27 protein-coding genes are annotated in these 24972 nt (G+C 33.2%); 24 read left to right on the top strand and 3 right to left on the bottom strand.

The annotated features are described in order from the left end of the window. The first annotated feature begins 306 nt into the window (after positions 1-306). Positions 307-942: a TetR/AcrR family transcriptional regulator gene (locus J2Z35_RS03220; protein ID WP_209659301.1), complete on the top strand. Its 636-nt coding sequence runs from the start codon at positions 307-309 to the stop codon at positions 940-942. Between the two features lie 180 nt (positions 943-1122). Next, positions 1123-1785, top strand: a complete 663-nt coding sequence (locus J2Z35_RS03225) for a response regulator (RefSeq protein WP_209659303.1) — start codon at positions 1123-1125, stop codon at positions 1783-1785. 130 nt (positions 1786-1915) lie between these two features. On the opposite strand, the gene J2Z35_RS03230 is transcribed toward J2Z35_RS03225, so the two are convergent. After that, entirely contained in the window at positions 1916-2728 is an 813-nt protein-coding gene (locus J2Z35_RS03230) for a polysaccharide deacetylase family protein (RefSeq protein WP_209659305.1), read from the bottom strand. A gap of 118 nt (positions 2729-2846) precedes the next feature. Here J2Z35_RS03230 and J2Z35_RS03235 point away from each other — a divergent pair, with 118 nt between their 5' ends. The 13 genes from J2Z35_RS03235 to J2Z35_RS03295 all read left to right on the top strand — a co-directional run bounded on the left by J2Z35_RS03235 (position 2847) and on the right by J2Z35_RS03295 (position 12193). After that, complete coding sequence (locus J2Z35_RS03235; protein ID WP_209659307.1) at positions 2847-3971, top strand: Rossmann-fold NAD(P)-binding domain-containing protein; 1125 nt, start codon at positions 2847-2849, stop codon at positions 3969-3971. Positions 3972-4003: 32 nt separating this feature from the next. After that, positions 4004-4624: a TrkA C-terminal domain-containing protein gene (locus tag J2Z35_RS03240; RefSeq protein WP_209659309.1), complete on the top strand. Its 621-nt coding sequence runs from the start codon at positions 4004-4006 to the stop codon at positions 4622-4624. 297 nt (positions 4625-4921) lie between these two features. Then, positions 4922-5536 (top strand): ATP phosphoribosyltransferase, encoded by a 615-nt coding sequence (gene hisG / locus J2Z35_RS03245; protein ID WP_209659311.1) that lies wholly within the window; start codon positions 4922-4924, stop codon positions 5534-5536. Positions 5537-5549: 13 nt separating this feature from the next. Next, entirely contained in the window at positions 5550-6824 is a 1275-nt protein-coding gene (gene hisD / locus J2Z35_RS03250) for a histidinol dehydrogenase (protein WP_330623359.1), read from the top strand. A gap of 2 nt (positions 6825-6826) precedes the next feature. Further along, the gene (locus tag J2Z35_RS03255) at positions 6827-7834 is read left to right on the top strand and encodes a pyridoxal phosphate-dependent aminotransferase (RefSeq protein WP_209659313.1); all 1008 of its coding nucleotides are present in this window, start codon (positions 6827-6829) and stop codon (positions 7832-7834) included. Then, the gene (gene hisB / locus J2Z35_RS03260; protein WP_209659315.1) at positions 7824-8396 is read left to right on the top strand and encodes an imidazoleglycerol-phosphate dehydratase HisB; all 573 of its coding nucleotides are present in this window, start codon (positions 7824-7826) and stop codon (positions 8394-8396) included. The genes J2Z35_RS03255 and hisB overlap by 11 nt, the downstream gene beginning before the upstream one ends. Continuing rightward, positions 8397-9017 carry an imidazole glycerol phosphate synthase subunit HisH gene (gene hisH, locus J2Z35_RS03265; protein ID WP_209659317.1) on the top strand — a complete coding sequence of 207 codons (621 nt, stop codon included), beginning with the start codon at positions 8397-8399 and terminating at the stop codon, positions 9015-9017. Next, positions 8995-9720 carry a 1-(5-phosphoribosyl)-5-[(5-phosphoribosylamino)methylideneamino]imidazole-4-carboxamide isomerase gene (hisA, locus tag J2Z35_RS03270; RefSeq protein WP_209659318.1) on the top strand — a complete coding sequence of 242 codons (726 nt, stop codon included), beginning with the start codon at positions 8995-8997 and terminating at the stop codon, positions 9718-9720. The genes hisH and hisA overlap by 23 nt, the downstream gene beginning before the upstream one ends. Beyond that, positions 9710-10465, top strand: coding sequence for an imidazole glycerol phosphate synthase subunit HisF (hisF, locus tag J2Z35_RS03275; protein WP_209659320.1), 756 nt, complete (start codon positions 9710-9712; stop codon positions 10463-10465). Before hisA ends, hisF begins: the two co-directional genes overlap by 11 nt. Further along, positions 10465-10779: a phosphoribosyl-AMP cyclohydrolase gene (gene hisI, locus J2Z35_RS03280; protein ID WP_245330738.1), complete on the top strand. Its 315-nt coding sequence runs from the start codon at positions 10465-10467 to the stop codon at positions 10777-10779. The genes hisF and hisI overlap by 1 nt, the downstream gene beginning before the upstream one ends. Positions 10780-10792: 13 nt before the next feature. Then, the gene (gene hisE, locus J2Z35_RS03285; protein ID WP_209659322.1) at positions 10793-11074 is read left to right on the top strand and encodes a phosphoribosyl-ATP diphosphatase; all 282 of its coding nucleotides are present in this window, start codon (positions 10793-10795) and stop codon (positions 11072-11074) included. Positions 11075-11185: 111 nt separating this feature from the next. Further along, on the top strand, positions 11186-11737 hold the full coding sequence (locus J2Z35_RS03290; RefSeq protein ID WP_209659324.1) for a hypothetical protein: 552 nt from the start codon (positions 11186-11188) through the stop codon (positions 11735-11737). A 78-nt stretch (positions 11738-11815) separates the two neighbouring features. Next, positions 11816-12193, top strand: a complete 378-nt coding sequence (locus tag J2Z35_RS03295; protein ID WP_209659326.1) for a RidA family protein — start codon at positions 11816-11818, stop codon at positions 12191-12193. Between the two features lie 66 nt (positions 12194-12259). Here the strand turns inward: J2Z35_RS03295 and J2Z35_RS03300 are convergent, their stop codons facing one another. Continuing rightward, positions 12260-12541 (bottom strand): DUF1294 domain-containing protein, encoded by a 282-nt coding sequence (locus J2Z35_RS03300; RefSeq protein ID WP_245330739.1) that lies wholly within the window; start codon positions 12539-12541, stop codon positions 12260-12262. 25 nt (positions 12542-12566) lie between these two features. Then, positions 12567-13427 (bottom strand): GNAT family N-acetyltransferase, encoded by an 861-nt coding sequence (locus J2Z35_RS03305; protein WP_209659327.1) that lies wholly within the window; start codon positions 13425-13427, stop codon positions 12567-12569. Positions 13428-13566: 139 nt separating this feature from the next. Between J2Z35_RS03305 and J2Z35_RS03310 the strand changes: the two genes are divergently transcribed. The 9 genes from J2Z35_RS03310 (at position 13567) to J2Z35_RS03350 (ending at position 24793) form a co-directional block, all read left to right on the top strand. Beyond that, entirely contained in the window at positions 13567-14256 is a 690-nt protein-coding gene (locus tag J2Z35_RS03310; RefSeq protein ID WP_209659329.1) for a DUF554 domain-containing protein, read from the top strand. A 44-nt stretch (positions 14257-14300) separates the two neighbouring features. After that, positions 14301-16127 (top strand): excinuclease ABC subunit UvrC, encoded by a 1827-nt coding sequence (gene uvrC, locus J2Z35_RS03315; RefSeq protein ID WP_334300517.1) that lies wholly within the window; start codon positions 14301-14303, stop codon positions 16125-16127. Then, on the top strand, positions 16108-17046 hold the full coding sequence (hprK, locus tag J2Z35_RS03320; RefSeq protein ID WP_209659331.1) for an HPr(Ser) kinase/phosphatase: 939 nt from the start codon (positions 16108-16110) through the stop codon (positions 17044-17046). Before uvrC ends, hprK begins: the two co-directional genes overlap by 20 nt. Positions 17047-17051: 5 nt before the next feature. Beyond that, on the top strand, positions 17052-17996 hold the full coding sequence (locus tag J2Z35_RS03325) for an ROK family protein (RefSeq protein WP_209659333.1): 945 nt from the start codon (positions 17052-17054) through the stop codon (positions 17994-17996). A gap of 39 nt (positions 17997-18035) precedes the next feature. Beyond that, complete coding sequence (locus tag J2Z35_RS03330) at positions 18036-18989, top strand: calcium/sodium antiporter (RefSeq protein WP_209659335.1); 954 nt, start codon at positions 18036-18038, stop codon at positions 18987-18989. A gap of 12 nt (positions 18990-19001) precedes the next feature. Next, positions 19002-20324, top strand: coding sequence for a CCA tRNA nucleotidyltransferase (locus J2Z35_RS03335; RefSeq protein ID WP_209659337.1), 1323 nt, complete (start codon positions 19002-19004; stop codon positions 20322-20324). A gap of 108 nt (positions 20325-20432) precedes the next feature. Further along, positions 20433-21239 carry a nitroreductase family protein gene (locus tag J2Z35_RS03340; protein ID WP_209659340.1) on the top strand — a complete coding sequence of 269 codons (807 nt, stop codon included), beginning with the start codon at positions 20433-20435 and terminating at the stop codon, positions 21237-21239. A 46-nt stretch (positions 21240-21285) separates the two neighbouring features. Further along, positions 21286-23448 (top strand): DNA helicase PcrA, encoded by a 2163-nt coding sequence (gene pcrA / locus J2Z35_RS03345; protein WP_209659342.1) that lies wholly within the window; start codon positions 21286-21288, stop codon positions 23446-23448. A gap of 67 nt (positions 23449-23515) precedes the next feature. Beyond that, positions 23516-24793, top strand: a complete 1278-nt coding sequence (locus J2Z35_RS03350) for a M18 family aminopeptidase (RefSeq protein ID WP_209659344.1) — start codon at positions 23516-23518, stop codon at positions 24791-24793. Positions 24794-24972 lie beyond the last annotated feature (179 nt).

Genomic DNA, 24972 nt, shown 5'->3' on the forward strand with positions numbered 1-24972 from the left:
TTTTTCAAAAAATTGGTTATAATATAATCTCATTTTGGTAGTTATATTTTACAATATAACGGAGAAAAGGTGGCATTAATTTGCTGCCTTTTTTTATATTTTTTTAAGAATTAAAAAAAGCGACAAAGTCGCTTTTTAGAAAGGGGCTATTTCCCGACAGCCCCTTTTTAAGGGCTTTAATAGGTTGAAAACTCATAATATGGGTATAGCATAGGTATATAAAGCTAAGGATTCAAAAACTTATATCACCTTCAACCTAGATCAAATACTTATCAATATACTGACTTTCGATTAAGGGGAGATTAAATGCCAAAGGATACTTTTTACAATTTATCAAAAGAAAAAAAAGCTCAGATATATAAAATTGCTATAGAAGAATTTGCAGATTATAGCTACGAAAAAGTTAGTATAACTAGGATAGTGGAAAAAGCAGGAATAGCAAAAGGAAGTTTTTATCAGTATTTTGAAAATAAAAAAGACCTGTTTATGTACATAATAGATGAAATAGGAAAAGCGAAAATGGAATCTATGACATCACTTATTGAAAATATAGATAAAATGGATTTTTTTGAATTTCTAAGACAATTGTTTCGGAAAGGAATAGAATTTGGGAAGAGCAAGCCTGAACTTGCTAAGGTATTAGACAGAATAATGAACGAAATGCCTAAAGAGATTAAAGCGGAGATATACAAAGAAGGAGAAGTAAAAAGCCTTGAAATGTTTGAAAACTTACTTAAAGCAGCAATAGAAAAAAGGCAAATAAGAAGTGATATTGATGTAAGACTAGTTTCCTATATGATAACCCATTTGAGTATGTCAGTTTCTGAGTATCATTTTCAGGATATGCCTGTAAAGGAAGAAAATTTTGACAAGATTATAGACACCTCAGACAGCATGGTGGAAATACTTGAAAGAGGTTTGGGGTTTAATGTGTTTAAATAATGGACCATAGTTATTTTGATTTACAATAAATAGTAAAAAAGATATAATTGTCTATATGGTTTACATTTATTTTAGACAAAATAATGATTAGAAGGTATATTTATATAGTTTTCAGTATACTTAATATGAGCTATTTCATAATTTGAAAAATAATGTATTAAATGGAAGCGGGGATTTAATATGGATACTACAAAAGTCATGATAGTTGATGACCATGCTATTATACGGGAAATAATTGAAAATATATTAGGTGACTGTGAGGACATTTCTCTTGTCAAAAAAGCTGAAAATGGAAAAGAAAGTTTAGATTTTCTAATCCACAATCATGTTGACATAATACTTTTAGACATATTAATGCCTGGAATCAATGGACTTAAGGTTCTTGAAGAAGTGAAAAAAATGAAATCCCCACCAAAAGTCATAATGCTAACTGGATGTAAAGACAAGACAGTCGCACTGCAGGCCCTTAATATGGGGGCAGAGGGTTATCTTTCTAAAGAGGTAGATACGTCTCATATTATACTCGCAATTAAAGAGGTTATGGCTGGGAATAGTTATATATATCCTCCAATTTCAAAACTTATTAAAGATGATATGGATCACATAAAAAGAGAAATCGAAGAGGCAACGAAAATAGATAGACTTACAAGTAGAGAATTTCAAGTAATGACTCTTATAGCTAAGGGTATGTCCAATATAAAGATTTCAGAGACACTTTCCATAAGTGATAAAACAGTTAAAAATCATGTATCAAGTATATTAAAAAAGCTAGAGTTTCAAGACAGAACTCAAATAGCCATCTATGCATTAAACAATAATTATGATAAATACCCTAAAGAGTAAAAATATCACATAAAAAAGGAGCATTAAGCCTAATTATGGTTTAATGCTCCTTTTTTATGTGATAAGGAAGATTTATTTTCACATGAGGAAAATTCTAATTGAGTGCACCGGTATAAAGGATGGAAAAATCTTATTTAACTTTATGAATCTTATGACTTTCTATAACCTTTATAAGTCTATCAAGTCTTTGATGGATATCGTCTTTGATGCCATCTCTTTCATAATGAAAATCATTAGGGTCTAGCATATAACTATGAGTAATTCCCATAACCTTAGAATTATTCATTATAGCATCTGAAAGCATAGCTTCTAATTTTTCAGTCGTGAAAAATTCAAGCCTGATTTCTTCATCTCTATTAAGTGCATATACAGGAATAGAGTTGAGAAGTCCTTTTTCTACATCATACTGCTCTCTAAAAGGGTTATGAGATTCATATCTGATATCAGTTATTTCTAAAAGGATGTTTGCAGTATCTGTATTCATAGAAAAGCATCCGCCTCTAAATATCTGAATAGGTGTTACTCCTCTTTCCTCTAAGTAGTTCATTGAAAGGGATATCATCTTCTTTTGCTCTTCATATGAGTATGAAGCAAAATATTCCTCATCAGGTCTTATAAAAGGACACTGTAAAGCGATATCAGATGGAAAATTGTCAGGATGTATATGAAGGCCAAATATAACCTTATATTTATATTTTATTTTATCCACTAAATCTAATTTATGGAGCATATCTGCAAAATAAGGGGTAATAAATAGTATGGTCGTAATATCATTATCTGTAGCTTTTTGTAAGAATCTCTCTAGGTTCTTCACATTATTTTCTAAATTTTTATCATAATTTGTGCCTTCACAGTCTATTGACATGGCCATTTCAAATCCATCCCCCGTAAAAATATCTTCTATGGAGTTTATGTATAAAGGCTTTTTAGAAATTAGTTCCATAATTATTTCTCCCCTCTATTGAAAAATTATTTTTTTAGATGTAAAATTAATCTATAAATTGACAACTTAATTATACAATATAGGTTTTAAGTTGTCAAAATAAAAAGGGGGTAAAATGATGAAAAAATTAGGATTTCCAAGAATGCATAAGGAAAAAAACGAAAAAAGAGCTTTTTTGCCTGAATTTTTTGGAGGATTAGCTAATTTAGGGGTTGAAATACATTTAGAGAAGGGTTATGGCTCTAAAATGGGTTTTGTAGAGGATGATTATACTAAAGAAAATGCAAATATAAAATTTGTATCTAAAGAAGATGCATTTAACCAAGATATAGTGGTTGTTCTTAGATCTCCTGATTTTGATGAGTTTGAATTGATGAAAAAAGGGAGTATACTTCTTAGTATGCTTCACTACCCTACAAGAGCAAAAAGGGTAAAAATACTTAAAGAAAAAGGGATAAAAGCTGTATCTCTTGATTCGATTAGAGATGATTTGATGCAAAGAATAGTCTTTAATGCAAAGGGAACTTCTGAAAATGGTATGGAGCTTGCATTTAAAGAGCTAGAAAAGGTAAGGGATGATTTTTACTCGAAAAATAGAGGCCCAATTGAAGTATCGATAATGGGAATGGGACTTGTTGGCCTTAATGCTGCAAGAGCTGCAGGAAGATATGCTTGCAAGGAACTAAATGATAAAATGATAGAAGTAGGTACCAAAGGTGTTCTTGTCCATATGCTCCCAAGGAATATAACAGGGGATAGACAGGAAATGTCTAGAATATTAGAAAAAACAGATATTTTTGTAGATGCATCCTCAAGGGATAACCCTTATGATTATATTGTAGACAATAAACTTCTAGGAAGACTAAAAAAAGATGCTATAATAGTTGACCTTACTGCTGATCCTTATATTGTAGATGAAGAAGGAATGCAGGTTAAAGCTATTGAAGGGATACCTACAGGAACACTTGATAAATATGTTATATACAAAGAAGACAAAGAGTATTATGATATACCTGAAGAAGTTGATAAGGAAAACAGAAGAACAGTAATAAGCTGTGATGCATGGCCTGGTGTAAAGCCAAAAGAGTGTATGGAGCTTTACGGTATTCAAATGCTTCCAATCATCACCAAGCTTTTTGAAAAAGATGTGGATGATATGGGTATTGAAAGTCCTTATTACTTTGAAAGGGCAATATATAGGGCTACTATAGAATATTTCGAAAACCACGAAAAGAAAAAGTAGCTCAATAATCTGAGAATGAGAGGTTTTGATTAATGAAAGGCCATAAGAAGGCGGCATATCTGTCAATCGCTCTAGATATAGCAAATAAGATATTACAGGGCGAATTTAAGGAAGATGAAAAAATAAGCGGTAGGTCTACACTTGCAAGTATGTATAACGTTTCTCCAGAAACCATAAGGAGAGCAGTTTCGCTCCTTGAAGAAATGGATGTAGTAAACAGTAATAGAGGAAGCGGCATAGATATACTATCTAAAAGCAGTGCTGAAAAATTTATCGAAAAAAACAAAAGCAGCGAATATATATCTACAATCAAAGATGACATAATGAATCTTATGGAGCAGAAAAAAAAGATAGATGAACAGATTCAGGAAAGTTTTGAAAAAATAACAGACTATATGGAAAGGTTTAAAAAAGATACTCCATATACGTTTATAGAAATTAAAATTAACTCTCGGGCAAAAACCCTAGGAAAAAAAATTATTGATATGAGATTCTGGCAGTCCACGGGAGCTACAATAGTGGCCTATAGAAGAGATGGAAATCTCATTATATCGCCAGGACCTGAATATGTTTTTACAGAAGGGGATACAATTGTTGTAATAGGGGCTAATAACGTATATGACAAGGTATATGATTTTCTTTATGGAGAATAATTAAAAAAACTCTTGCAAATACTTTTTTATTAAAGTAGAATGGATAACAATAAATTAAAAAGAGGAGAGATATATCATGATTTTCAAATCAAAACCTATGTTTACACAACTTCATCATCATAGTTAGAAGGGTTGCGCCAATGTGGTAAGCCCTAGTTGTTTTGCACTTAGGGCTTACTTCTAACTATGGCGAGGGTTTTTGATATATCTTTTTTTAAAAGATAGGAGCCATTATGGATTTAAGTCCATAATGGCTTTTTTTATTGTAAATAATACAAGGTAAAAGGAAGGGATATTATGCTTAGGATAGCTTTAGCGAAAGGTAGACTTCAGGAAGAGTTTTTAAAATTAATTTATGGGGACTCTAAAGAAAGAAGGGAAAATAGGAGTCTTTTTCTTAAAGATGAGGTTAGAAACTGGGAGATAATACTTCCAAAAGCAACAGATGTAGCTAAGTATCTTCAAATGGGAATGGCTGATGTAGGGATAGTGGGGAAAGATGTACTCGAAGAAGAGGGAACTTATTTTAAGTCTCCAGCTCAGTTTAGTTTTGGAACATGTCAAATGGTAATTGCAGGGCCAAAATTTGAACAGAAAAAAATTACTGATGGAATAAGAGTAGCCACAAAATATCCAAAGGTTGCACAGAGGATTTTTAAAGAAAAAGGTATACATGCAAGAATAATCTATCTTCAAGGCTCTGTGGAACTAGCAGTAGCTACTCAGGTTGCTGACGTGATAGTGGACATAGTTGAAACAGGAAAGACATTAAAAGAAAATGGGCTTACAATATATGAAAAATTATTTGATGTTAATGCAAAACTCGCTTTAGGAAACAATATTTCAGATGAAAAGAGAGAAGCGGTTGAAAGGCTTATTGATGAAATAAATATTAAAATCAACAAAAATTAAAGGGGTGAGCTTTGTGAATATATATAAGTCTAAATCAAAAGAGGGACAGAAGTTTTTAAAAAAAATAATATCAAGACAAATTGATATGGAAGGCGATACTCTCTTTGAAGTGAAAAAAATACTTGACGATGTAAGAAAATATAAAGACACTGCAGTAAAAAAATACACAAAAGAGTTTGACAATGTATATTTAGAGGATTTTGAAGTAAAGGAAAGAGAATTTGATTTTGCCGAGTCAAAAGTTGAAGATGACTTAAAAAAGGCAATGAAAAAAGCCTATGAAAATATATGGAGATTTCACGAAAGACAGATTTCTAAAGGGTTTGAAATAGATATAGAGGATGTAAAATCTGGCAGCAAGTACCTTCCCATTGAAAAAGCCGGTATATATGTTCCAGGAGGAAAGGCAGCTTATCCATCATCTGTTCTTATGAACGCTATACCAGCTAAGGTTGCAGGTGTAAAAGAAATCATTATGATAGCACCACCATCAAAGGACGGAAGTATTTCTAATGAGGTACTCTATGGCGCAAGATTATGTAATGTTGATAGGGTATTTAAAATAGGAGGAGCCCAAGGGATAGGAGCACTTGCCTATGGTACTGAGAGTGTTCCAAAGGTTGACATAATCACAGGGCCTGGAAATATATATGTCTCTATGGCGAAGAAACTGGTTTATGGAAGCGTAAATATAGATATGATAGCAGGTCCCAGTGAGATTCTCATACTATCAGATGGCCTTCAAAACCCATCATATATAGCCTCAGACCTTTTAGCTCAGGCTGAGCATGATGAACTTGCATCATCAATTTTACTGACATTATCTATGACTGAAGGAAAGAAAGTATCAGAAGAGCTAAAAATAAAGGTTAGGGAGCTTCCAAAAGAAGATATTTGTATAAAATCTCTAGAAAACTATGGAGCAATAATAGTGTGTGAAAGTGAAGAGGAGATGGTAGAAATTGCAAATAAAATTGCTCCTGAACATCTTGAAATACTAGGATTTGGCAAAGGGATATCTGAAAAAATAAGAAATGCTGGATGTATTTTCCTAGGAGAGTACTCTCCAGAGGCACTTGGGGACTATATAGCAGGACCAAATCATATATTGCCTACAAATGGAACAGCTAGATTTTTTTCTCCCCTGGGGACAGATACTTTTATGAAAAGAATGAACTATATATCTTCAACTAAAGAAGGGCTTGAAAACCTAAAAGAAAATATCGAAATATTTGCTAAAAAAGAAGGTCTTATTGCTCACGAGAGGTCAATAACAGGGAGGTTTTAATAGTGAAAAAGAAGTGTATAAAGCTTGATTCAAACGAAATTGCAAGGGGATATAACAAGGATTATATAAGGGATATTCTTATAAGAGAGGTTTTTACGAATCTTGATATAAGCTCTTATCCAGACTCAAAATCCCAAAATTTAATAGAAGCATATAGTGAATACAGCAATATAGATAAGGATAATTTAATAAAGGGAAATGGCTCCGATGAAATACTTGATCTTATATTTTCAGTATATGGGAAGGGCAAAAAAGTAGGGACAATAAATCCTGATTTTTCAATGTATGACATATATGGAGAAAAATATAGTTCAAAGCTTTTAAAAATAAGTTGCAAAAATTTAGATGAGTTCCTTGATTTTGCAAAGAGAGAAAATGCGGATATGATAATATTTTCAAATCCTAATAACCCTACTGGAAGAGCATTTGATGTAAAAGAGATAGAAAAACTGGTGAAGGGTTTTAATAATATGGTAGTTATAGATGAAGCTTATGTTGAGTTTTACAGGGAATCTGCATATTCTCTTATAAAATACTATCCAAATTTAATAATAACGAGGTCATGCTCTAAAGCAGTTGGTATGGCAGGACTTAGAATAGGTTTTGGAGTGAGTAATGAAGCAAATATTAAAAATCTTGAATCCATAAGATTACCCTACAATATAGGAATTATAAATCAAACATTAGGAGCAATACTTCTAAAAGACAAAGATATTATAGACAAAAAAGTTGATGAAGTAATTAATAATAGAGAAATTCTTTACAAAGAGCTTCAAAGGATAGCCATAGAGATTGAAGACTTCAATCCACTTAAAAGTGAGGGGAATTTTATATATATTGAAACGAATTTAGCAAAGGAAGTATATGAATATCTACTAAAAGATAATATTTACGTAAGATTATTTGATTCTGGGATTCGGATCACAGTGGGGAAGGATGAAGAAAATAAATTAGTTATTGAATCCCTGGAAAACTATTTTAAAAAGGAGTGTAGTGAGCTTGCAGTATAAAAGAGAAACAAGGGAAACCACTGTAGAAATAGAGATTGATAGTAATATATGTGAATCTTTTGTAGATACTGGTATAGGATTTTTCGACCATATGCTTCTTACTTTTTTAAAATACAGTGACCTAAAGGGAAGGATAAAAGTAACTGGAGACCTTTATGTGGATTGCCATCACACTATTGAAGACACAGGGATTTCACTTGGAAAAGCAGTCGCAATGATTATAAAAGAAAAACCAGTTAGACGATATGGAAGTTCATATATACCTATGGATGATGCTCTTGTAAGAAGCGTAATTGATATGGGAGGCAGGCCTTTTTTAGAGTTTCGATATGACTTTAAAAAAGAAAAACTAGGAGAATATGATACAGAAATGACTAAAGAGTTTTTAAGGGCATTTACAATGAATTCTTTAAGTACTCTTCATGTAGATGTGATTAGAGGAGAAAATGAGCATCATATTACAGAAGCTATATACAAATCTCTTGGAGTTTCTGTAAGGGAGGCAATAGAGGATTTAGAATCCAAAGAAGTATTTTCATTAAAGGGGAGGGTGAATGAATAGATGATTGGGATACTTGACTATAATGCAGGAAATATAAGTAGCGTTTTGAATGCTTTTAAGTATTTAGAAATAGATGCTAAAAGAATCGAAACTCTAGATGAAATCATGAAAATGAAGGGAATTGTAATTCCTGGAGTAGGCTCTTTTCCTACTGCCTATAAAAATATGCAAAAAATAGGTATTACAAAGAATTTTCTTAATGAGTATTTAAAGAAAGGAAAGATTCTTGGAATATGTCTGGGGATGCAGATAATGTATGAATATGGAGAAGAGGATGGAGGCTGTGAAGGGTATGGTTTTTTTAAAGGTTCTGTAAAAAGGCTAGAATCTGGATTGATAGTACCTCATATGGGTTGGAACAAAGTTGATTTTTTAAGTGAATCTAGGTTGATTGGAAAAAATAAAAACGGATTTAATGCTTATTTTGCTCACTCATATATAGCATCAAGAAATGGTGAACAAGTAAAGGGAAGCTGTTTATATGGAGAAGGATTTGCAGCTTTGATAGAGGAGAAAAATATATTTGGAGTACAGTTTCATCCTGAAAAAAGCGGAGAAAATGGGCTAAGACTTTTAAAAAAGTTTGGAGAGATATGTTATGAAAATAATTCCAGCAGTTGATATAAAAGACGGGAAGGCTGTCAGACTTTATAAGGGAAATTTTGAAATGAAAGAAGTTGTGGGGGAAAAACCTGAGCTAATTGTAGAAGAATTTATTGGGAAAGGAATAAATGAAATTCATATTGTAGATTTAGATGGAGCCCTTGGAAATAATATAAAAAATAGGGAAGTCATAAAAAATATATGTTCCATAAAAGGGGCAAAGATTCAGCTGGGGGGAGGAATAAAAACCCTTGAAGATTTTAAGAGAGTACTTGATTTAGGAGTTTCTAAAATTGTTGTTGGAAGCATGATAATCAAAAAAATCGAAATTTTCCAATATATAGCTAGGCATTACAAAGAAAATTTAGTGGCTGGAGTTGATATATCAAATGGAGAGCTGATGGTTAATGGATGGCTTGAGGGTTCTAAGATTAGACCTATAGAAATTTCAAAGAAATTGGAAAAGTTAAAAGTCAAAAGAATGGTTGTTACAGATATTTCAAGAGATGGAACTATGAGTGGAGTAAACATAGATATTTGCAAAGAAATTAAAAAGTTTTATAGGGGAGAGATGATATGCTCTGGAGGGGTAGCATCAATCCTTGATATTAATAAGGCAAAAAATGAAGGAATAGATGGAGTGATTGTTGGAAAAGCATTTTATAAAGGAAAAATAACCTTTGAAGATATGGCTAAGGCAGGTGAGGTTTATGGCGTATAAAAGAATAATCCCATGCATGGACATCAAGGATAAGAGAGTTGTAAAGGGGGTTGGCTTTGTGGGGCTCAAAGATATAGAAAATCCTGTAGAGCTGGGTGAAAAATACTACAAGGAAGGGAGCGATGAGCTTGTTTTTTTAGATATAAGTGCAAGTATTGAAGGACGTAAAACAATCCTTGATGTTGTTGAGGATGTATCAAAAAAGATATTTATTCCATTTACGGTGGGAGGAGGTATTTCCTCGGTAGATGATATGAAGGATGTAATCAAAAGGGGAGCTGACAAAATATCAGTAAATACTGCTGCATTCCTAAATCCAGAGCTTATCTCAAATGGAGCACAAACATTTGGGAGTCAGTGCATTACTGTAGCAATAGATGTCAAAAGAATAAAAGGTAGAGATAAGGTTTTTATTTATGGGGGAACGAAAGAGACAGATGTTAATCCAGTAAACTGGGCTAAATATGCTCAAAGACTAGGAGCAGGAGAAATACTTCTTACGAGTATAGACAAAGATGGAAAAAAGTCAGGGTATGACATAGAGCTTCTTGATAATATCTGTAGATCTGTTAATATACCAGTTATTGCATCAGGTGGATGTGGCTCAAAGGAAGATATACTTGAAGTTTTTAAAAAGACAAAGGTCACAGGTGCGTTAGGAGCATCTATATTTCACTATGAAGAGGAGTCTATATCAGAAATAAAGAAATATCTTATGAAAAATGAAGTTATGGTGAATATATGATGAATATTTTTATGGAGATAGATTTTTATAAAGGACTAGTTCCAGCTGTGATTCAAGATGAATCAACAAGTGAAATTTTAATGGTGGGATATATGAACAGAGAATCTTTAGAAAAAACATTAGAGACAGGGCTTGTAACTTTTTATAGTAGAAAAAGGAAAAAGCTTTGGGTTAAAGGTGAGACTTCAGGGAATTTTATAAAATTAAAGGATATATATTTGGACTGTGACAAAGACTGCATTTTAATAAAAGGGAATCCTATGGGGCCTGTATGCCACACAGGAGAGAGGACATGCTTTTTTACTAAGATATAAATAGGAGGAGTTTATGGATATACTAAGTACTATGGAAGAAGTTATATCACTAAGAAAAGAAAAACCTAAAGAAGGTTCATATACATCCTATCTTTTTAATGAAGGTTTAGATAAGATACTCAAAAAAGTGGGAGAAGAATCAACAGAAGTCATTATAGCATCTAAAAATTCAGATAAAAATGAACTTATATCTGAATTGGCTGATTTATGTTACCATATTTTGGTTTTGATGAAAGAGAAGGAAATAAGTTTAAAGGAAATAGAAAAAGAGCTGAAGATAAGATTAAAAAAATAAGAGTTTCAGAAAATGTTAAAAACCTCTAAAATTTGCCGATATATATAGTATTAGATAATAAAGATAGAATGGTATATTATATTTTTAGTTGTATTTTGGAGGCTGAAACTTATGGAAATTAAAAATGTAAACTCTCAAAAGCCTATAATTGCTAAAGAGACAGAAAAAGATATGAAAATTAAGGAAGCTTCGAAAGAAAAAGAGCAAAATAAGAATACAGAGGGAATAAAATATGAAAAATCAGATAAAGTAGAGTCTTATACTACCTACGATAAAACGGCAATAGACAAGCTAAAGGCAGAGGCTCAGCAAAGACACGAAAACCTAAGAAGAATGGTTGAAGAACTTTTAAAAAGACAAGGTCTATCCTTTAAAGATGCTTTTGATGGAAAAGAAGTGAAGGTTGACGAAGAGACAAGACTTGAAGCGGCCAAATCTTTAGAAGAAGGTGGCGAGCACAGTATAGATGCAGTGGCTACAAGGATAGTAGATTTTGCAAAAGCTATATCTGGAGGAGACAAATCCAAACTGGAAATTTTGAAAAAAGCAATTGATGAGGGATTTGCAGGAGCAAAAGCAGCACTTGGAGGAGAACTTCCAGAGATATCTAAGAAGACCTATGATGAAATAATGAGAAGACTTGACGAATGGGAAAATGAATAATCAATATTTTCACTGTATTTTTTCTTTCCATATGATAATATTATTTATGAGTGAATAAATAAGGAAAGGATGATACAGATGAACAAAAAAATTATCTCTACAGAAAAAGCACCAGGAGCTATAGGTCCATACTCTCAAGCAGTTAGAATTGGTGATATGATTTATACTTCAGGTCAAATACCTATGAATCCTTCAACTGGAGAAATGGTTACAGAAATAAAGGCTGCTACAAAGCAGTGCCTTGAAAACGTAAAAGCTATTCTTGAAGTGGAAGGTGCTCAGATGAGCAATATTATAAAGACAACTGTATTTCTTCAAGATATGAATGATTTTGTAGCTATGAATGAAGTATATGCATCTTATTTCCCTCAAAACCCTCCTGCAAGATCAGCAGTACAGGTTTCAAAGCTTCCAAAAGATTCAATAGTTGAAATAGAAGTTATAGCAAGTTTATAAACAAATTTTTAAAATAAAATATTTAGACAAAAAAAGACATCCATAGGATGTCTTTTTTTGAAAAAACTAAATTATTCTGGAAACAAGCATAATAAGAAAATACGTCTGAATAAGAATAATAAGAGGTATCCCAAGGGCAAAGCTCGTATGATTGGTCTTATGCCTAAAACTTCTCATCCCCAAGTAAACTCCTAAGCTGCCTCCAAGAAGAGCCACCATAAAAATAGTAGATTCTTTGATACGCCACTCATCCTTTATAGATTTTTTCTTATCTGAAAACATTATAAAATATCCTGCAATACTCATAATTACTATAAATGCTAAAATAACTGCTAAAACTGGATTCAATAAAAAAACCTCCAAAATTATCTTTTTAATCTATCTTATATTCAAAGAACAGATAGTCTGGTTGCCAGTCACATATACTTTCATATCCCATAGTTTTAAGAGATTCTATCAAATCCTTTGAATCAGGATGTATAGTTGTATATGGAGCAAAATCGCTTTTATTTTTTTGATGCAGATAATCGCTAAACATATCTATGCTTTCAATATCTTCATCAAGTGCTACAAAGCAAGGTTCTTTTTTAAAGTAAATAAAACCTTTTTTGCCATTTATCTCCCAAAAAACATCCATCTCAATAAGCTGTTCATAAAGCTTTGGGCAGACCTCCATAAACATAAAATCAATATGAAACATATTATTCCTATTTTTGAAATAAGGGATATCCATAAATTCCTTCAAAGTAGGTCTAAATCTTTTTACTTCATATCTTTGAGTATTAATCTTAGCCCCTTTGTCATAGGGTTTTGAAACCATAATATGAGACTGAACAATCTTAAAGCCTTGATTTAGAAGCATGGATTTACTGGCTTCGCTTGTAAGGTGTGTACAGGAGCCAAGTTTATCTACATTTCCCTTTTTTAAATCCTCTATAGAATGCCTCATTCCATATTTGTGGAGCATATCAGCAAGACCTTTTCCTCTATAGTCCCTATGAACTCTAAGGCCTTCGAGCCATCCCATTTTTTGAGGATATATAGAATATTTTCCTATTGCAACAATTTTATTTAAGGATAAATCTTCAACTCCCATAAAATATCCTTCTTTATCATCAACCCACTTATGAAAGATAAGGGGCATATAATCAGCGCCATCCCATATTCCTTTAGATATATCAAGGATATCATTAAAGTCCTCATGAGCAATTTGTCTAAGTCTAAAATTCTCCATAGCGATTCCCCCTGAATGTATAAAAAAATAAAGTCATCTTCTTATTATAGCAGAAATTTTATAGGATGAAGTCCCAAAATTGAGTATAATAAGAAGTACAAAGCTTTATAAAATAATGGGAATTTATGGAGGTAGGTTTATGCTTGGAACTATAGTCAATTCACTTGCAATAATAATAGGAAGTCTTGCAGGACTTATTCTAAAAGGAGGGATTCCTGTTTCCATGGGAGATACAATTACTAAGGGCCTTGGCCTTTGTATAATGTATATAGGGATATCAGGAACGATGAAGGGGGAAGACATGCTTCTTCTTATATTTTCTGTAGTAATAGGAGCTGTCATAGGAGAAATTATTGATATAGATAAGAGGTTTAGCAATTTTGGAAATAAAGTTGAAAAACTCCTTAGTAAAAACGGAGAATCGAAGGTTGCTGAGGGTTTTGTCAATGCAAGCCTTTTATTTTGCGTAGGGTCTATGGCAGTAGTCGGAGCCCTTCAAAGCGGACTTGAAGGAAATCACGAGACCCTTTATACAAAATCTGTTCTTGATGGAATCACCTCAGTAATATTCACATCTACAATGGGAATAGGAGTAATACTTTCTGCCATAAGTGTATTTATATATCAAGGAGCAATTACTGTATTAGCATCCTTCCTTAAAAATCTACTTACTGATCCTATTGTAAGAGAAATGAGTGCGGTTGGGAGCCTTTTAATAGTAGGTATAGGCTTCAACCTTTTAGGAGCTGCAAAGGTAAAGGTGGCAAACCTTCTTCCAGCTGTATTTGTACCATTTGTATACGGAATTATTCAGCTTTTTATACTTTAGGTAGGCTTATAAAATTAGAGAAATAAAATGGATGTGATCGATTGATAAGTGAAAAACTTAAAGACCTTATAAAAAACCTTCCGGACATGCCGGGAGTCTATTTGATGAAAAATAAAGATGAAAAGGTAATCTATGTAGGCAAAGCCATATCATTAAAAAATAGAGTGAAGCAATACTTCCAAAGCTCTAGAAATATGGATGCAAAGGTAAGGGCTATGGTAAGCCATATAGATGAATTTGAATATATAGTTACAGATTCTGAAATGGAGGCCTTAATACTTGAGAACAATCTTATAAAAGAGTATAAACCTCAGTACAATATACTTCTTAGGGATGATAAGACCTATCCTTATATAAAAGTAACCCTTAAAGAATACTTTCCAAGGGTAATAAAAGTAAGGAAAGTGGAAAAAGATGGAGCTAAATACTTTGGACCATATACAAATGCCTTTACTGTAAATGAAACCTTAGATGCAATTAGAGAGATATTTCCAATTCGTACCTGTAAAAGGGATATAAAAAAATCCATAGAAAGAAGAGAAAGACCTTGCCTTAACCTATATATAAAAAAATGCGTAGGACCTTGCACTGGAAAAGTTGATGAAAAAGCATATATGGAAATGATAGATGAAATTATAGATTTTTTAGGTGGAAAAAATACTGAGTTAATTGAAAAAATGAAACAGAGAATGATGGATTATTCGGGAAAGTTCGAATTTGAAGAGGCTGCAAGGATAAGAGACAGAATAAAAAATATCGAAAGCATGTTCGAAAAGCAAAAAATAGTCTATGTGTCAGATATTGATCAGGATTTTATTGGGATGGCAAGGGAAGAAGATCTTTCGTGTATACAGGTGTTTTTTGTTAGGAATGGTAAAGTAGTTGGAAGAGAACACTTCTTTTTTGAAAAGACAAAAGATTCTTCTTCAGAAGAAATCATTAGCTCGTTTATCAAGCAGTTTTATATGAATGTAAATTTGGTACCAAAAGAAATAATTGTAGATACAGAATTCGAAGATATGGAGGTCATGTCAGCATGGCTTACTGAAAAAAAATCCCAAAGAGTTGATATAAGGGTGCCTGTTAAGGGAGCTAAGAAAAAGCTCTTAGAGCTTGTGGAAAAAAATGCTCTTGAAACAATTAGACAAAAGAGCAATATAAAGATTGCAAAGCTTGAAAGAACTGTTGGGGTGATGAAGGAGCTTCAGGAGTTTTTGAATCTAGAAAAGCTTCCTAAAAGGATAGAGGCATTTGATATATCAAATATCCAAGGGGTGGATTCTGTAGGAGGCCAGGTCGTATTTATAGATGGAGAGAAAGCAAAAAAGGAATATAGGCGGTATAAAGTGAAGTCTGTAGAAGGGCCAAATGATTATGCATCTTTAGAAGAGATACTAAGGAGAAGATTAAAGCATGAAAATCACCCTGACCTCATACTAATGGATGGTGGAAAGGGACAGGTATCTGTAGCAAAAAAGGTACTAAAGGAAGAGGGCCTTGATATACCAGTACTTGGAATGTATAAGGATAGCAGACACAGAACTCTTGGTATCACCACAGACAAAGTGGAAACCGAGCTTTCAAAACATTCTTTGATATATAAGTTTATAGCCTCTGTTCAAGAAGAGGTTCATAGATTTGCCATAAGCTATCACAGATCCTTAAGACAAAAAGCCTTGGAAAAATCAGAGCTTGATGAAATAAAAGGAATAGGTAAAAAAAGAAAAATGGCACTAATAAGTCATTTTAAAAGCATAAATAAAATAAAAAACGCAACTATTGAGGAACTTACTTTAGTTGAAGGAATGGATAAAAAGTCTGCAAATGCAGTTTTTAGTCATTTCAGAGAGGATGAGAGCCTTGAAGACTAAGAAGATATTTATGACTACCATGATAGACAAAATGGATATAGAGATAGTTTATATGCCTGAGGGGATTGATTATGAAATAGAAACAACAGATATCAACAGACCAGGTATGCAGCTTTCTGGATATTACGACCATTTCCCATTTGAGAGAATACAGGTCATAGGTAAAGTAGAGTATTCATATTACCTTTCCCTTGATGATGAAACAAGAAAAAAGAGAATGGACAAATACATGTCTTATGATATCCCTGTAATCATAATCACACGAAGCCAAGAACCCGATGAAGTGATGATGGAGGCTGCCAAGAAATATAAAAGGATAGTACTAAGAACTCATAAAGGAACTACAAGGTTTATCTATAAGCTTCTTGATTATTTAAATCAAGAGCTTGCCCCTGAAACTACAATGCATGGAGTACTTGTTGATGTGGACGGAATAGGAATATTTATAACAGGGGATAGTGGAGTAGGGAAGAGCGAAACAGCCCTAGAACTTATAAGAAGAAATCATAGACTTGTTGCTGATGATGCAGTTGAGATAAAAAAAATAGAGGATGACATGCTAGTGGGACAAGCTCCGGAGATAATAAGGCATTTTATGGAAATAAGGGGCCTTGGAATATTAGATATAAAAAGTCTTTATGGGGTAGGGGCAGTAAAGCCTTCCAAAACCATAGATATGGTTGTAAGACTTGAAAACTGGGTTGAAGGAAAATACTATGATAGGCTTGGCATGGATGACGAGACTATAGAAATACTAGGTGTAAAGGTGGAGCATATTACAATCCCTGTAAAGCCTGGAAGAAACATTGCGGTAATACTTGAAATTGCTGCAAGGAACCATAGACAAAAAAGAATGGGATATAACGCGGCTAAAGAATTCAATGACAACCTAATGAAAAGACTATCGGAAGAGAGGTAGATAAGATGTACTTTATTGGAGTGGATATAGGAGGTACTGGGATTAAAGTAGGACTTACAGATGAAATGGGAAACATAATAAGCTCAGGAGACTGCCCAACTTATGTAGAGCTTGGATATGAAAGAATAATATCGGATATGTCAGATAAAATTATTGAAGTTGTAAATAATGCTGGGATTGACATTAAGGATGTTAAATCAATTGGAATTGGAATACCTGGTGTTGCTGATGTAAATGGGAAGGTGTATTATGCTACAAATCTAAAATGGACAAATGTCCCCCTTGGAGAGCTTGTAAGGAAAAAATTTCCAGACAAAAAAGTAAAGATAGAAAATGATGCAACAGTTGCAGCACTTGCGGAGCTTCATATAGGGTCGATGAAGGGGAAAGGAACCGGAATACTTCTAACATTAGGAACAGGAGTTGGAGGAGGAATAATAATAAATGAAAGAGTGTTTTCTGGGGCTCACGGCATAGGCTCTGAGATAGGACATATGATAGTTGGTGAAAATTTTTATGACTGCAATTGTGGAAACAATGGATGCCTTGAGACCTTTGCCTCTGCAACGGCAATTATAAAATATGCTCAGAAGCTGATTAGCGAAGGAAGAGAATCAATTATATTAGAAAAAGCAGAAAATGATATATCAAAAATTACAGCAAGGACGATTTTTGAAGCATATAAGGAAAAGGATGAGGTGGCTCAAATAATTGTAGAAAGATTTGTTCACTACCTTGGAATTGGAATTGCAAATCTTGTGAATGTATTTGACCCAGAGATATTTTCCATAGGAGGAGGGGTTTCAAGAGCTTTTGATTTCTATATAGATGATTTGAGAATAGAAGTATCAAAGCATGTAATATTTAAAGACGTGCCCTTTGGCAATATAGTTCCTGCTACCTTGGGGAACGATGCTGGAATAGTAGGGGCAGCAATGCTAGGACTATAATAAAAACTTTTAATTATATTAATGGAAGGGGATAAGTTTATGGAATATATATTACTTGTAATTGGGTTTGCTCTTCTTATTAAAGGAGCTGATTTTTTTGTGGACGGGGCATCTTCAATTGCAAAGATATTAAAAGTTCCACCGCTGCTTATAGGTCTTACTATAGTAGCCTTTGGAACAAGTGCACCTGAAGCAGCTGTAAGTATTAACGCTGCAATGAAAGGCTCTAATGAAATAGCACTTGGTAATATACTTGGTTCCAACATATTTAATCTTCTTTTGGCAATTGGTATTACTGCTATGATAAAGGAGATTAAAGTCCAAAAGACTACTATAGTTAAAGAATTCCCCCTATCTCTTTACGCAACATTAATGCTTTTTTTGCTTTCTGTTGACGTTTATTTAGGTGGACAAGGTGAAAATATAATATCTAGATCCGATGGACTCTTGCTTTTACTAGGGTTTTGCGTATTTCTATTTTATCTTGTGGAGATGGCTTTTCTATCAAAAGAAGAAAAGGATGATTTTGGAGAGCACCAAAAATACTCCATATCTAAAAGTATAATATTCTCTATTGGTGGAATCATAGGGATAGTTTTTGGAGGGGATATTGTTGTAAAATCAGCATCTACAATTGCAATTGCACTTGGCATGAGTCAGACACTTGTAGGTCTTACAATAGTAGCAATTGGGACATCTCTTCCTGAGCTTGTAACCTCAATATCAGCAGCAAAAAAAGGTGAAGGGGATATAGCCATGGGAAATATAATAGGCTCAGGGCTTTTTAATATCCTTTTTGTTCTTGGAGCATCTGCGGCTATTCATCCAGTTGCAATATCACCAAAACTTTATACGGATATAATTCTTCTATTTATAATCACCTCAGTTGTATATTTCTTTAGTACAACTGGGAGAACTATTGATAAGAAAGAAGGTATATTTCTTACTATTTCTTATGTTTTCTATATGATCTTTATAATAATAAGAAACTAGGAGCTGATTTAAATGAAGTTTTCAGGAAAGTGGGATTTTCCTATAGATATCCTTGAAAAAAATGGATATGAAGCATATCTTGTAGGAGGAACTCTAAGGGATATTCTTCTTTCTAAAGAGGCAAAGGATATTGATATAGCAACTTCTGCCCTTCCCCAGCAGATACTGGAGTGTTTTAGTGGGTTCATCACCATAGAAACAGGAAAACAATTTGGAACAATTACTGTAGTTATAGACAATCAAAATATAGAAATAACTACATTTAGAAGTGAATCAGGCTATTATGATAGCAGAAGGCCAAGCAATGTTTCATTTGAAAATGATATAAAAAAAGATCTCCTAAGAAGGGATTTTACTATAAATGCTATGGCTTACAATAGAAATTCAGGACTTATAGATATTTCAAAGGGTCAAGAGGATTTGAAAAACAAGCTTATCAGGGCAGTGGGGAATCCTTATGAAAGGTTCACAGAAGATGCTCTGAGAATGCTAAGGTGCGTAAGATTTGCAACTTTGCTTGATTTTCATATAGAGCAATCTACTTTTGATGCTATAAAAGAGCTTGCACCTTTAGTTAAAGCCATCAGTAAAGAAAGAATAAATGTTGAGTTCACCAAAATAATAAAATCCTCAAATCCATCAAAAGGAATAAGGCTTTTGAATGATGCAGGTCTTTTAGATGAGATAATACCTGAAATTATTCCTATGGATGGGTTTAAGCAAATGAATCCCTATCATGATATGGATTTGCTTGAACATACTCTTTGTGTATTAGAAAATGTTAAGCCTACAGAAGAGCTGAGATTAGCAGCTCTTTTTCATGATATTGGAAAGCTAGAGACACTTGAAATTGGAGAAGATAATATTGGACATTTTTATGGTCATGAAAAAGTAAGTGCAGATATGGCCTATGGTATTCTTAAAAGGCTAAATTATCCTAATAAAACCATAGAAAAAGTTAACCTCTTAATCAAAGAGCATATGATAGCTCCAAATGCAATTGGTAAAAAAGGAATTAAAAGACTTTTGAATTTGTTTGGTGAAGAGGATATATTTGACTTAGTTGATCTTCATAAAGGGGATTCATCATGTACCACTTTAGGACATCAAGATTTGTTTGAAGAAAAAGTAAGAGAAATTCTTTACTATAAGGAGCCTTTTTCCAGAAAAGATTTGGATATAAACGGAAATGATTTAAAAAATATTGGATTTACTGGAAAGGAAATAGGCAGTATACTTGAAGCTCTTTTGGATGTTGTAATGGAAGATCCTAGTTTTAATACACATGAAAAGCTTTTAAAACTAGCAAAACAAACTATTAGAAAAAAGGATTAATAACTCCATAAGCTAGAGATTTGTTTTTTTTATGTATAACAACTATTTTTGATATATAATAATATGTATTGAACTAATTGAAAAATCAAATTTAAGGGAGGAAAAAATATGAATTATATAAACATCATGAAGGAAATAAAGACTACAAGGGATTTTAAAAGCACAACTGTTAAAAGAGAAATACTAGATAAAATCGTAAATGAGGGAAAAGCTTCATTAACTGATATAGAGCTTGAGATAGTACTTTTTGAAGATGGGAAGAAAGCTAAAGAAAACCTTCAAGGAAAAGCAGGTTATTTTGGAAAATTCATCGAATCACCTCATTATATAGCTGTAATAGGAAATGGGGGTCAAAAAGCCAAGGAAAAAGCTGCCTATGCTATAGAAACTATGAGATTTGCAGCTCATGCTGAAAATCTAGGAACTTGCTGGATTACTGTTCCTGATACTGATGAAATTAAAAATGACCTTTCTATAGATATCTCAAAAAATCTTTTAGCATTTATGGCTGTTGGAATTAGATATTCTGGAATATTTAAAAAGGATATTCAGGAAAAGGCTTTTAGACAGGGAGCAACAGAAATAGCTTATCTAGACACATGGGGACATAATCCATCTTGGGAGAAGCTGGAGCAAAGAGGACTTGCAGATATTTTTTACTTTACTAGATTTGCTCCATCTTGGGGAAACAGACAGCCTTGGAAATTTCTTGTAGCAAATGAAAAGGTAATCCTTGGAGTGAAAAAAGATTATAAAGAGGATTTAGAGCTAGATACAGGTATTGTAAAATTTTATTTTGAAAAATCATGTATTGACCATGGAATAAATGCTGTTGACTCAAATGAAACTATAAACGAAGATATAGCAGCTATGATAGGGGAAGGCTATGAGGTTAGAGGAATATATACTTTATAGTTTTCAACCTAGATAATACAAGTTTTTATTTACACGGAGGAAAAAAATGAACTTATCGACCTTAAATGAAAATCAGCTAAGTGCTGTGGAAAAAGTGGAGGGACCACTTCTAATACTTGCTGGAGCTGGCTCTGGAAAGACAAGAGTTATAACCTATAGGATAGCTCATATGATAAAAAATCTAGGTATATCTCCGTTTTCCATACTGGCAATAACATTCACCAATAAGGCAGCAAATGAAATGAAGGAAAGGGTTACAGATCTTGTTGGTGATCAGGCAAGGGATATATGGATGGGGACATTTCATTCCCTTTGTGTGAGAATACTAAGACGTGATATAGATAAGATAGGATATGGAAATTCTTTTGTAATTTATGATACTCAAGACCAGCTCTCAGTTATAAAAGACTGTGTAAAAGAAGCGAATTTAAGGGAAGATACCTTCAAACCAAATTCCATTTTATCAGCAATATCAAACGCTAAGGATAAGCTGATGGGACCTAAGGAGTTTGAAGAGAGATATGTATCTGATTTTAGGATGTCCAAAATTGCAAAAGTATATAAGCTTTATCAAAAAAGATTAAAAAACAATAATGCCCTTGATTTTGATGACCTTATATTTAAGACAGTAGAGCTTTTAAGGGCTGAAGAAGGAATCCGGGATTTTTACCAGAGAAAATTCAAATATATTATGGTAGATGAGTATCAGGACACTAACTATTCCCAGTATGTCTTAATTAACACTCTTAGTAAATACCATGAGAACCTATGTGTAGTTGGAGATGATGACCAGTCTATCTATGGCTGGAGAGGTGCGGATATTTCAAATATACTTGACTTTGAAAAAGATTATCCTTCAGCTGAGGTTATAAAGCTTGAGCGAAACTACAGGTCTACAGAGATAATACTAAATGGAGCAAATAGCGTTATTGATAGAAACACAGGAAGAAAGAAAAAGCAGCTTTGGACTGATATAAAAGAAGGGGAAAAAATAAAGCTTCATAAATCTATTGATGAAAAAACAGAAGGTCAGTATATTGCCTCAGAAATTATTAGAAGACAAAGGGAAGAAAAAAGAGGACTTAAGGATTTCGCAATCTTGTATAGGACCAATGCTCAGTCTAGAGCTCTTGAAGAAGCCCTTGTAAAAAACTCTGTCCCTTATAAAATATTTGGTTCCCTAAAGTTTTATGATAGAAAAGAAGTCAAGGATATTATGGCTTATCTAAGACTTGCTCACAATCCTCTAGATGATGTAGCTCTAAAAAGAATAGTGAATGTTCCAAAAAGAGGAGTAGGCCTTAAATCACTTGAAAAAATAGAAGAAAGAGCTATGATGACAGGTGAAAGTCTATATAGTGTGATTCTTGATTTAAGTGATGTTGATGTATCCACTAAAGTAAAATCATCTCTTGGGAAGTTTGCAAATATGATAAATTCTTTTATAGATATGAAAGAGATTTTGCCAGTTAGCCAACTTTTAGATAAGGTAATGGACAATACCCTCTATATAAAAGAGCTTGAAGCAGAAGATACAGATGAGGCAAGAAGCAGAATCGAAAACCTTAAAGAGCTTAGAACTGTTGTAATGGAATTTGAAGAAAAAGCCCAAGAAAATACCTTGGAAGAGTTTTTAGGTTCAGTATCTCTTATGAGTGATCTTGACAACTTCAATGAATCGGAGCAGTTTGTCACTTTGATGACACTACACAGTGCTAAGGGGCTAGAATTTCCTGTAGTATTTATGGCTGGAGTAGAAGAAGGGATATTTCCATCATCAAGAGCCTTTATGGATGAAAATCAAATGGAAGAAGAACGAAGACTCTGTTATGTTGGCATGACAAGAGCAAAGGAAGTACTTTATATCACCTATGCATCAGAAAGAACCCTCTATGGAAAAAGGAACTTTTCAAGAGCTTCAAGGTTTATTGATGAAGTAGACAGTGAGCTATTTGAAGCAAATATAAAAGAAGAGATAATGAAGCCAGAGAGTCTTTATGAGAAATATAAAAATAAATATAAAATAGGGGTAGAAGACAGGACAAAGGAAAAGGGGCAAAGTGATATAAATGTAGGGGCAAAGGTAAAGCATGGAAAGTTTGGAGTAGGTATGGTTGTAGGAAAAAGCGGTACTATCTATACTATTGCTTTTGAAGGAAAAGGAATAAAACAGATAGATACTACATTTGTAAAGCTTGAAACCATATAGTTAAAAAACTTTTAATCAGTTTATTGGACAATGAAAGTCAATCTAATCAAAATAAAGGAGTGGGAACATGGAAAAAAAATCTGCAATAGAAATGATGTCATTTTTAGATAAAAGTAAGACCCCTTTTCACGCTGTGAAAGAGTCAATAACTATGCTTAAAGAGGCGGGATTTGAAGAGATATTTCCAGATGAAAAATGGAATCTAGAAAAATCTAAGGGCTATTATATAGACTACAAAAGCGCTATAATGGCGTTTAAAATATATAGTAATGATGGAGGATACCATATTATAGGTTCTCATACAGACTCTCCATCTATAATGATTAAGCCAAATGCTGTAATAAAAGAAAATGGATATGTAAAGCTAAATTCAGAGATATATGGGGGGCCTATATTAAACACATGGCTTGATAGACCTCTTTCTATCGCAGGAAAGGTAGTATTAAAATCAGATAACGTCATGAAACCAGATGAAGTACTCGTAGACTTCGAAAAGCCTGTTGCTATAATCCCTAATTTAGCAATACATCTTAACAGGGAGGTAAATAAAGGGGTAGAGCTTAACAAACAAAAAGACATGCTCCCTCTTGTATCATTGAGTGGTGACTATATTGGGGATGACTATCTAATTAAGATGCTTTCAAATCAGTTAGATATAGATGCAGATACTATTATGGATTATGAGCTTTATATGTATGAAGCATCCAAGAGCAGCTTTATAGGGTTTAATGATGAATTTATATCGTCTCCAAGGATAGACAACTTAGCAATGCTGCATGCATCTTTAGTAGCCTTAGCAGATAGCAAAGATGGAAGCGGAATAAAGCTTGTAGCTGGATTTGACAATGAAGAAGTGGGCAGCATGTCAAAAACAGGAGCGGATTCAACCTTATTAGCTGATATTCTTGAGAGGATATCTATTTCGTTGGGGCTGGAAAGAGAAGAACATCTTATGAACATGGAAAAATCCTTTATGATATCTTCAGATATGGCCCACGCTGTTCATCCAAATACTCCTGAAAAGCATGACCCTACAAATAGACCTAAGATAAATGAAGGACCAGTTATAAAATTAAGTGCAAATAAAAGATATACATCTGATAGTCAGTCCTCTGCTGTTTTTATGGGGCTGTGCAATGAAGCTTCAGTTCCTTACCAGAAGTTTGTAAACAAATCCGATGAGGCAGGAGGTTCTACAATAGGACCTATATCATCTACCCATGTATCTATCAAATCAGTAGATATTGGTAATCCAATGCTTTCCATGCATTCAATTAGAGAACTTTCTGGAACTTTAGACCACTATCACATAACTAAAGTTTTTGGTAGATTCTTCACAATATAGTGAAAATTCAATCCGAAAAGCCTTTGAATCATAGAATTCAAGGGCTTTTGTTCATTAAATAAAAAGAAATTACGTTACATAATGAACAAAAAATCTAAAAAGAGACAAAATTGGAATTACATATTTAACTATACTGAAATTATGTTAAAATAATGTTAAGGGAATTTCTCTTTAAAGAA

It is taken from the genome of Acetoanaerobium pronyense (assembly GCF_017874355.1).
Lineage (GTDB): Bacteria > Bacillota > Clostridia > Peptostreptococcales > Filifactoraceae > Acetoanaerobium > Acetoanaerobium pronyense.

What these genes read in the sequence shown, in the direction of transcription:
- hisH (WP_209659317.1), top strand. Translation starts at nt 8,397, where the DNA reads ATGATTGGGATACTTGACTATAATGCAGGAAATATAAGTAGCGTTTTG.
- J2Z35_RS03325 (WP_209659333.1), top strand. Translation starts at nt 17,052, where the DNA reads ATGTACTTTATTGGAGTGGATATAGGAGGTACTGGGATTAAAGTAGGA.
- J2Z35_RS03305 (WP_209659327.1), bottom strand. Translation starts at nt 13,427, where the DNA reads ATGGAGAATTTTAGACTTAGACAAATTGCTCATGAGGACTTTAATGAT.
- hisA (WP_209659318.1), top strand. Translation starts at nt 8,995, where the DNA reads ATGAAAATAATTCCAGCAGTTGATATAAAAGACGGGAAGGCTGTCAGA.
- J2Z35_RS03230 (WP_209659305.1), bottom strand. Translation starts at nt 2,728, where the DNA reads ATGGAACTAATTTCTAAAAAGCCTTTATACATAAACTCCATAGAAGAT.
- J2Z35_RS03240 (WP_209659309.1), top strand. Translation starts at nt 4,004, where the DNA reads ATGAAAGGCCATAAGAAGGCGGCATATCTGTCAATCGCTCTAGATATA.
- J2Z35_RS03310 (WP_209659329.1), top strand. Translation starts at nt 13,567, where the DNA reads ATGCTTGGAACTATAGTCAATTCACTTGCAATAATAATAGGAAGTCTT.
- hprK (WP_209659331.1), top strand. Translation starts at nt 16,108, where the DNA reads ATGAGAGCCTTGAAGACTAAGAAGATATTTATGACTACCATGATAGAC.
- J2Z35_RS03330 (WP_209659335.1), top strand. Translation starts at nt 18,036, where the DNA reads ATGGAATATATATTACTTGTAATTGGGTTTGCTCTTCTTATTAAAGGA.
- hisF (WP_209659320.1), top strand. Translation starts at nt 9,710, where the DNA reads ATGGCGTATAAAAGAATAATCCCATGCATGGACATCAAGGATAAGAGA.
- J2Z35_RS03235 (WP_209659307.1), top strand. Translation starts at nt 2,847, where the DNA reads ATGAAAAAATTAGGATTTCCAAGAATGCATAAGGAAAAAAACGAAAAA.
- hisI (WP_245330738.1), top strand. Translation starts at nt 10,465, where the DNA reads ATGAATATTTTTATGGAGATAGATTTTTATAAAGGACTAGTTCCAGCT.
- J2Z35_RS03225 (WP_209659303.1), top strand. Translation starts at nt 1,123, where the DNA reads ATGGATACTACAAAAGTCATGATAGTTGATGACCATGCTATTATACGG.
- J2Z35_RS03220 (WP_209659301.1), top strand. Translation starts at nt 307, where the DNA reads ATGCCAAAGGATACTTTTTACAATTTATCAAAAGAAAAAAAAGCTCAG.
- hisE (WP_209659322.1), top strand. Translation starts at nt 10,793, where the DNA reads ATGGATATACTAAGTACTATGGAAGAAGTTATATCACTAAGAAAAGAA.
- pcrA (WP_209659342.1), top strand. Translation starts at nt 21,286, where the DNA reads ATGAACTTATCGACCTTAAATGAAAATCAGCTAAGTGCTGTGGAAAAA.
- hisG (WP_209659311.1), top strand. Translation starts at nt 4,922, where the DNA reads ATGCTTAGGATAGCTTTAGCGAAAGGTAGACTTCAGGAAGAGTTTTTA.
- J2Z35_RS03290 (WP_209659324.1), top strand. Translation starts at nt 11,186, where the DNA reads ATGGAAATTAAAAATGTAAACTCTCAAAAGCCTATAATTGCTAAAGAG.
- J2Z35_RS03350 (WP_209659344.1), top strand. Translation starts at nt 23,516, where the DNA reads ATGGAAAAAAAATCTGCAATAGAAATGATGTCATTTTTAGATAAAAGT.
- J2Z35_RS03295 (WP_209659326.1), top strand. Translation starts at nt 11,816, where the DNA reads ATGAACAAAAAAATTATCTCTACAGAAAAAGCACCAGGAGCTATAGGT.
- J2Z35_RS03340 (WP_209659340.1), top strand. Translation starts at nt 20,433, where the DNA reads ATGAATTATATAAACATCATGAAGGAAATAAAGACTACAAGGGATTTT.
- J2Z35_RS03335 (WP_209659337.1), top strand. Translation starts at nt 19,002, where the DNA reads ATGAAGTTTTCAGGAAAGTGGGATTTTCCTATAGATATCCTTGAAAAA.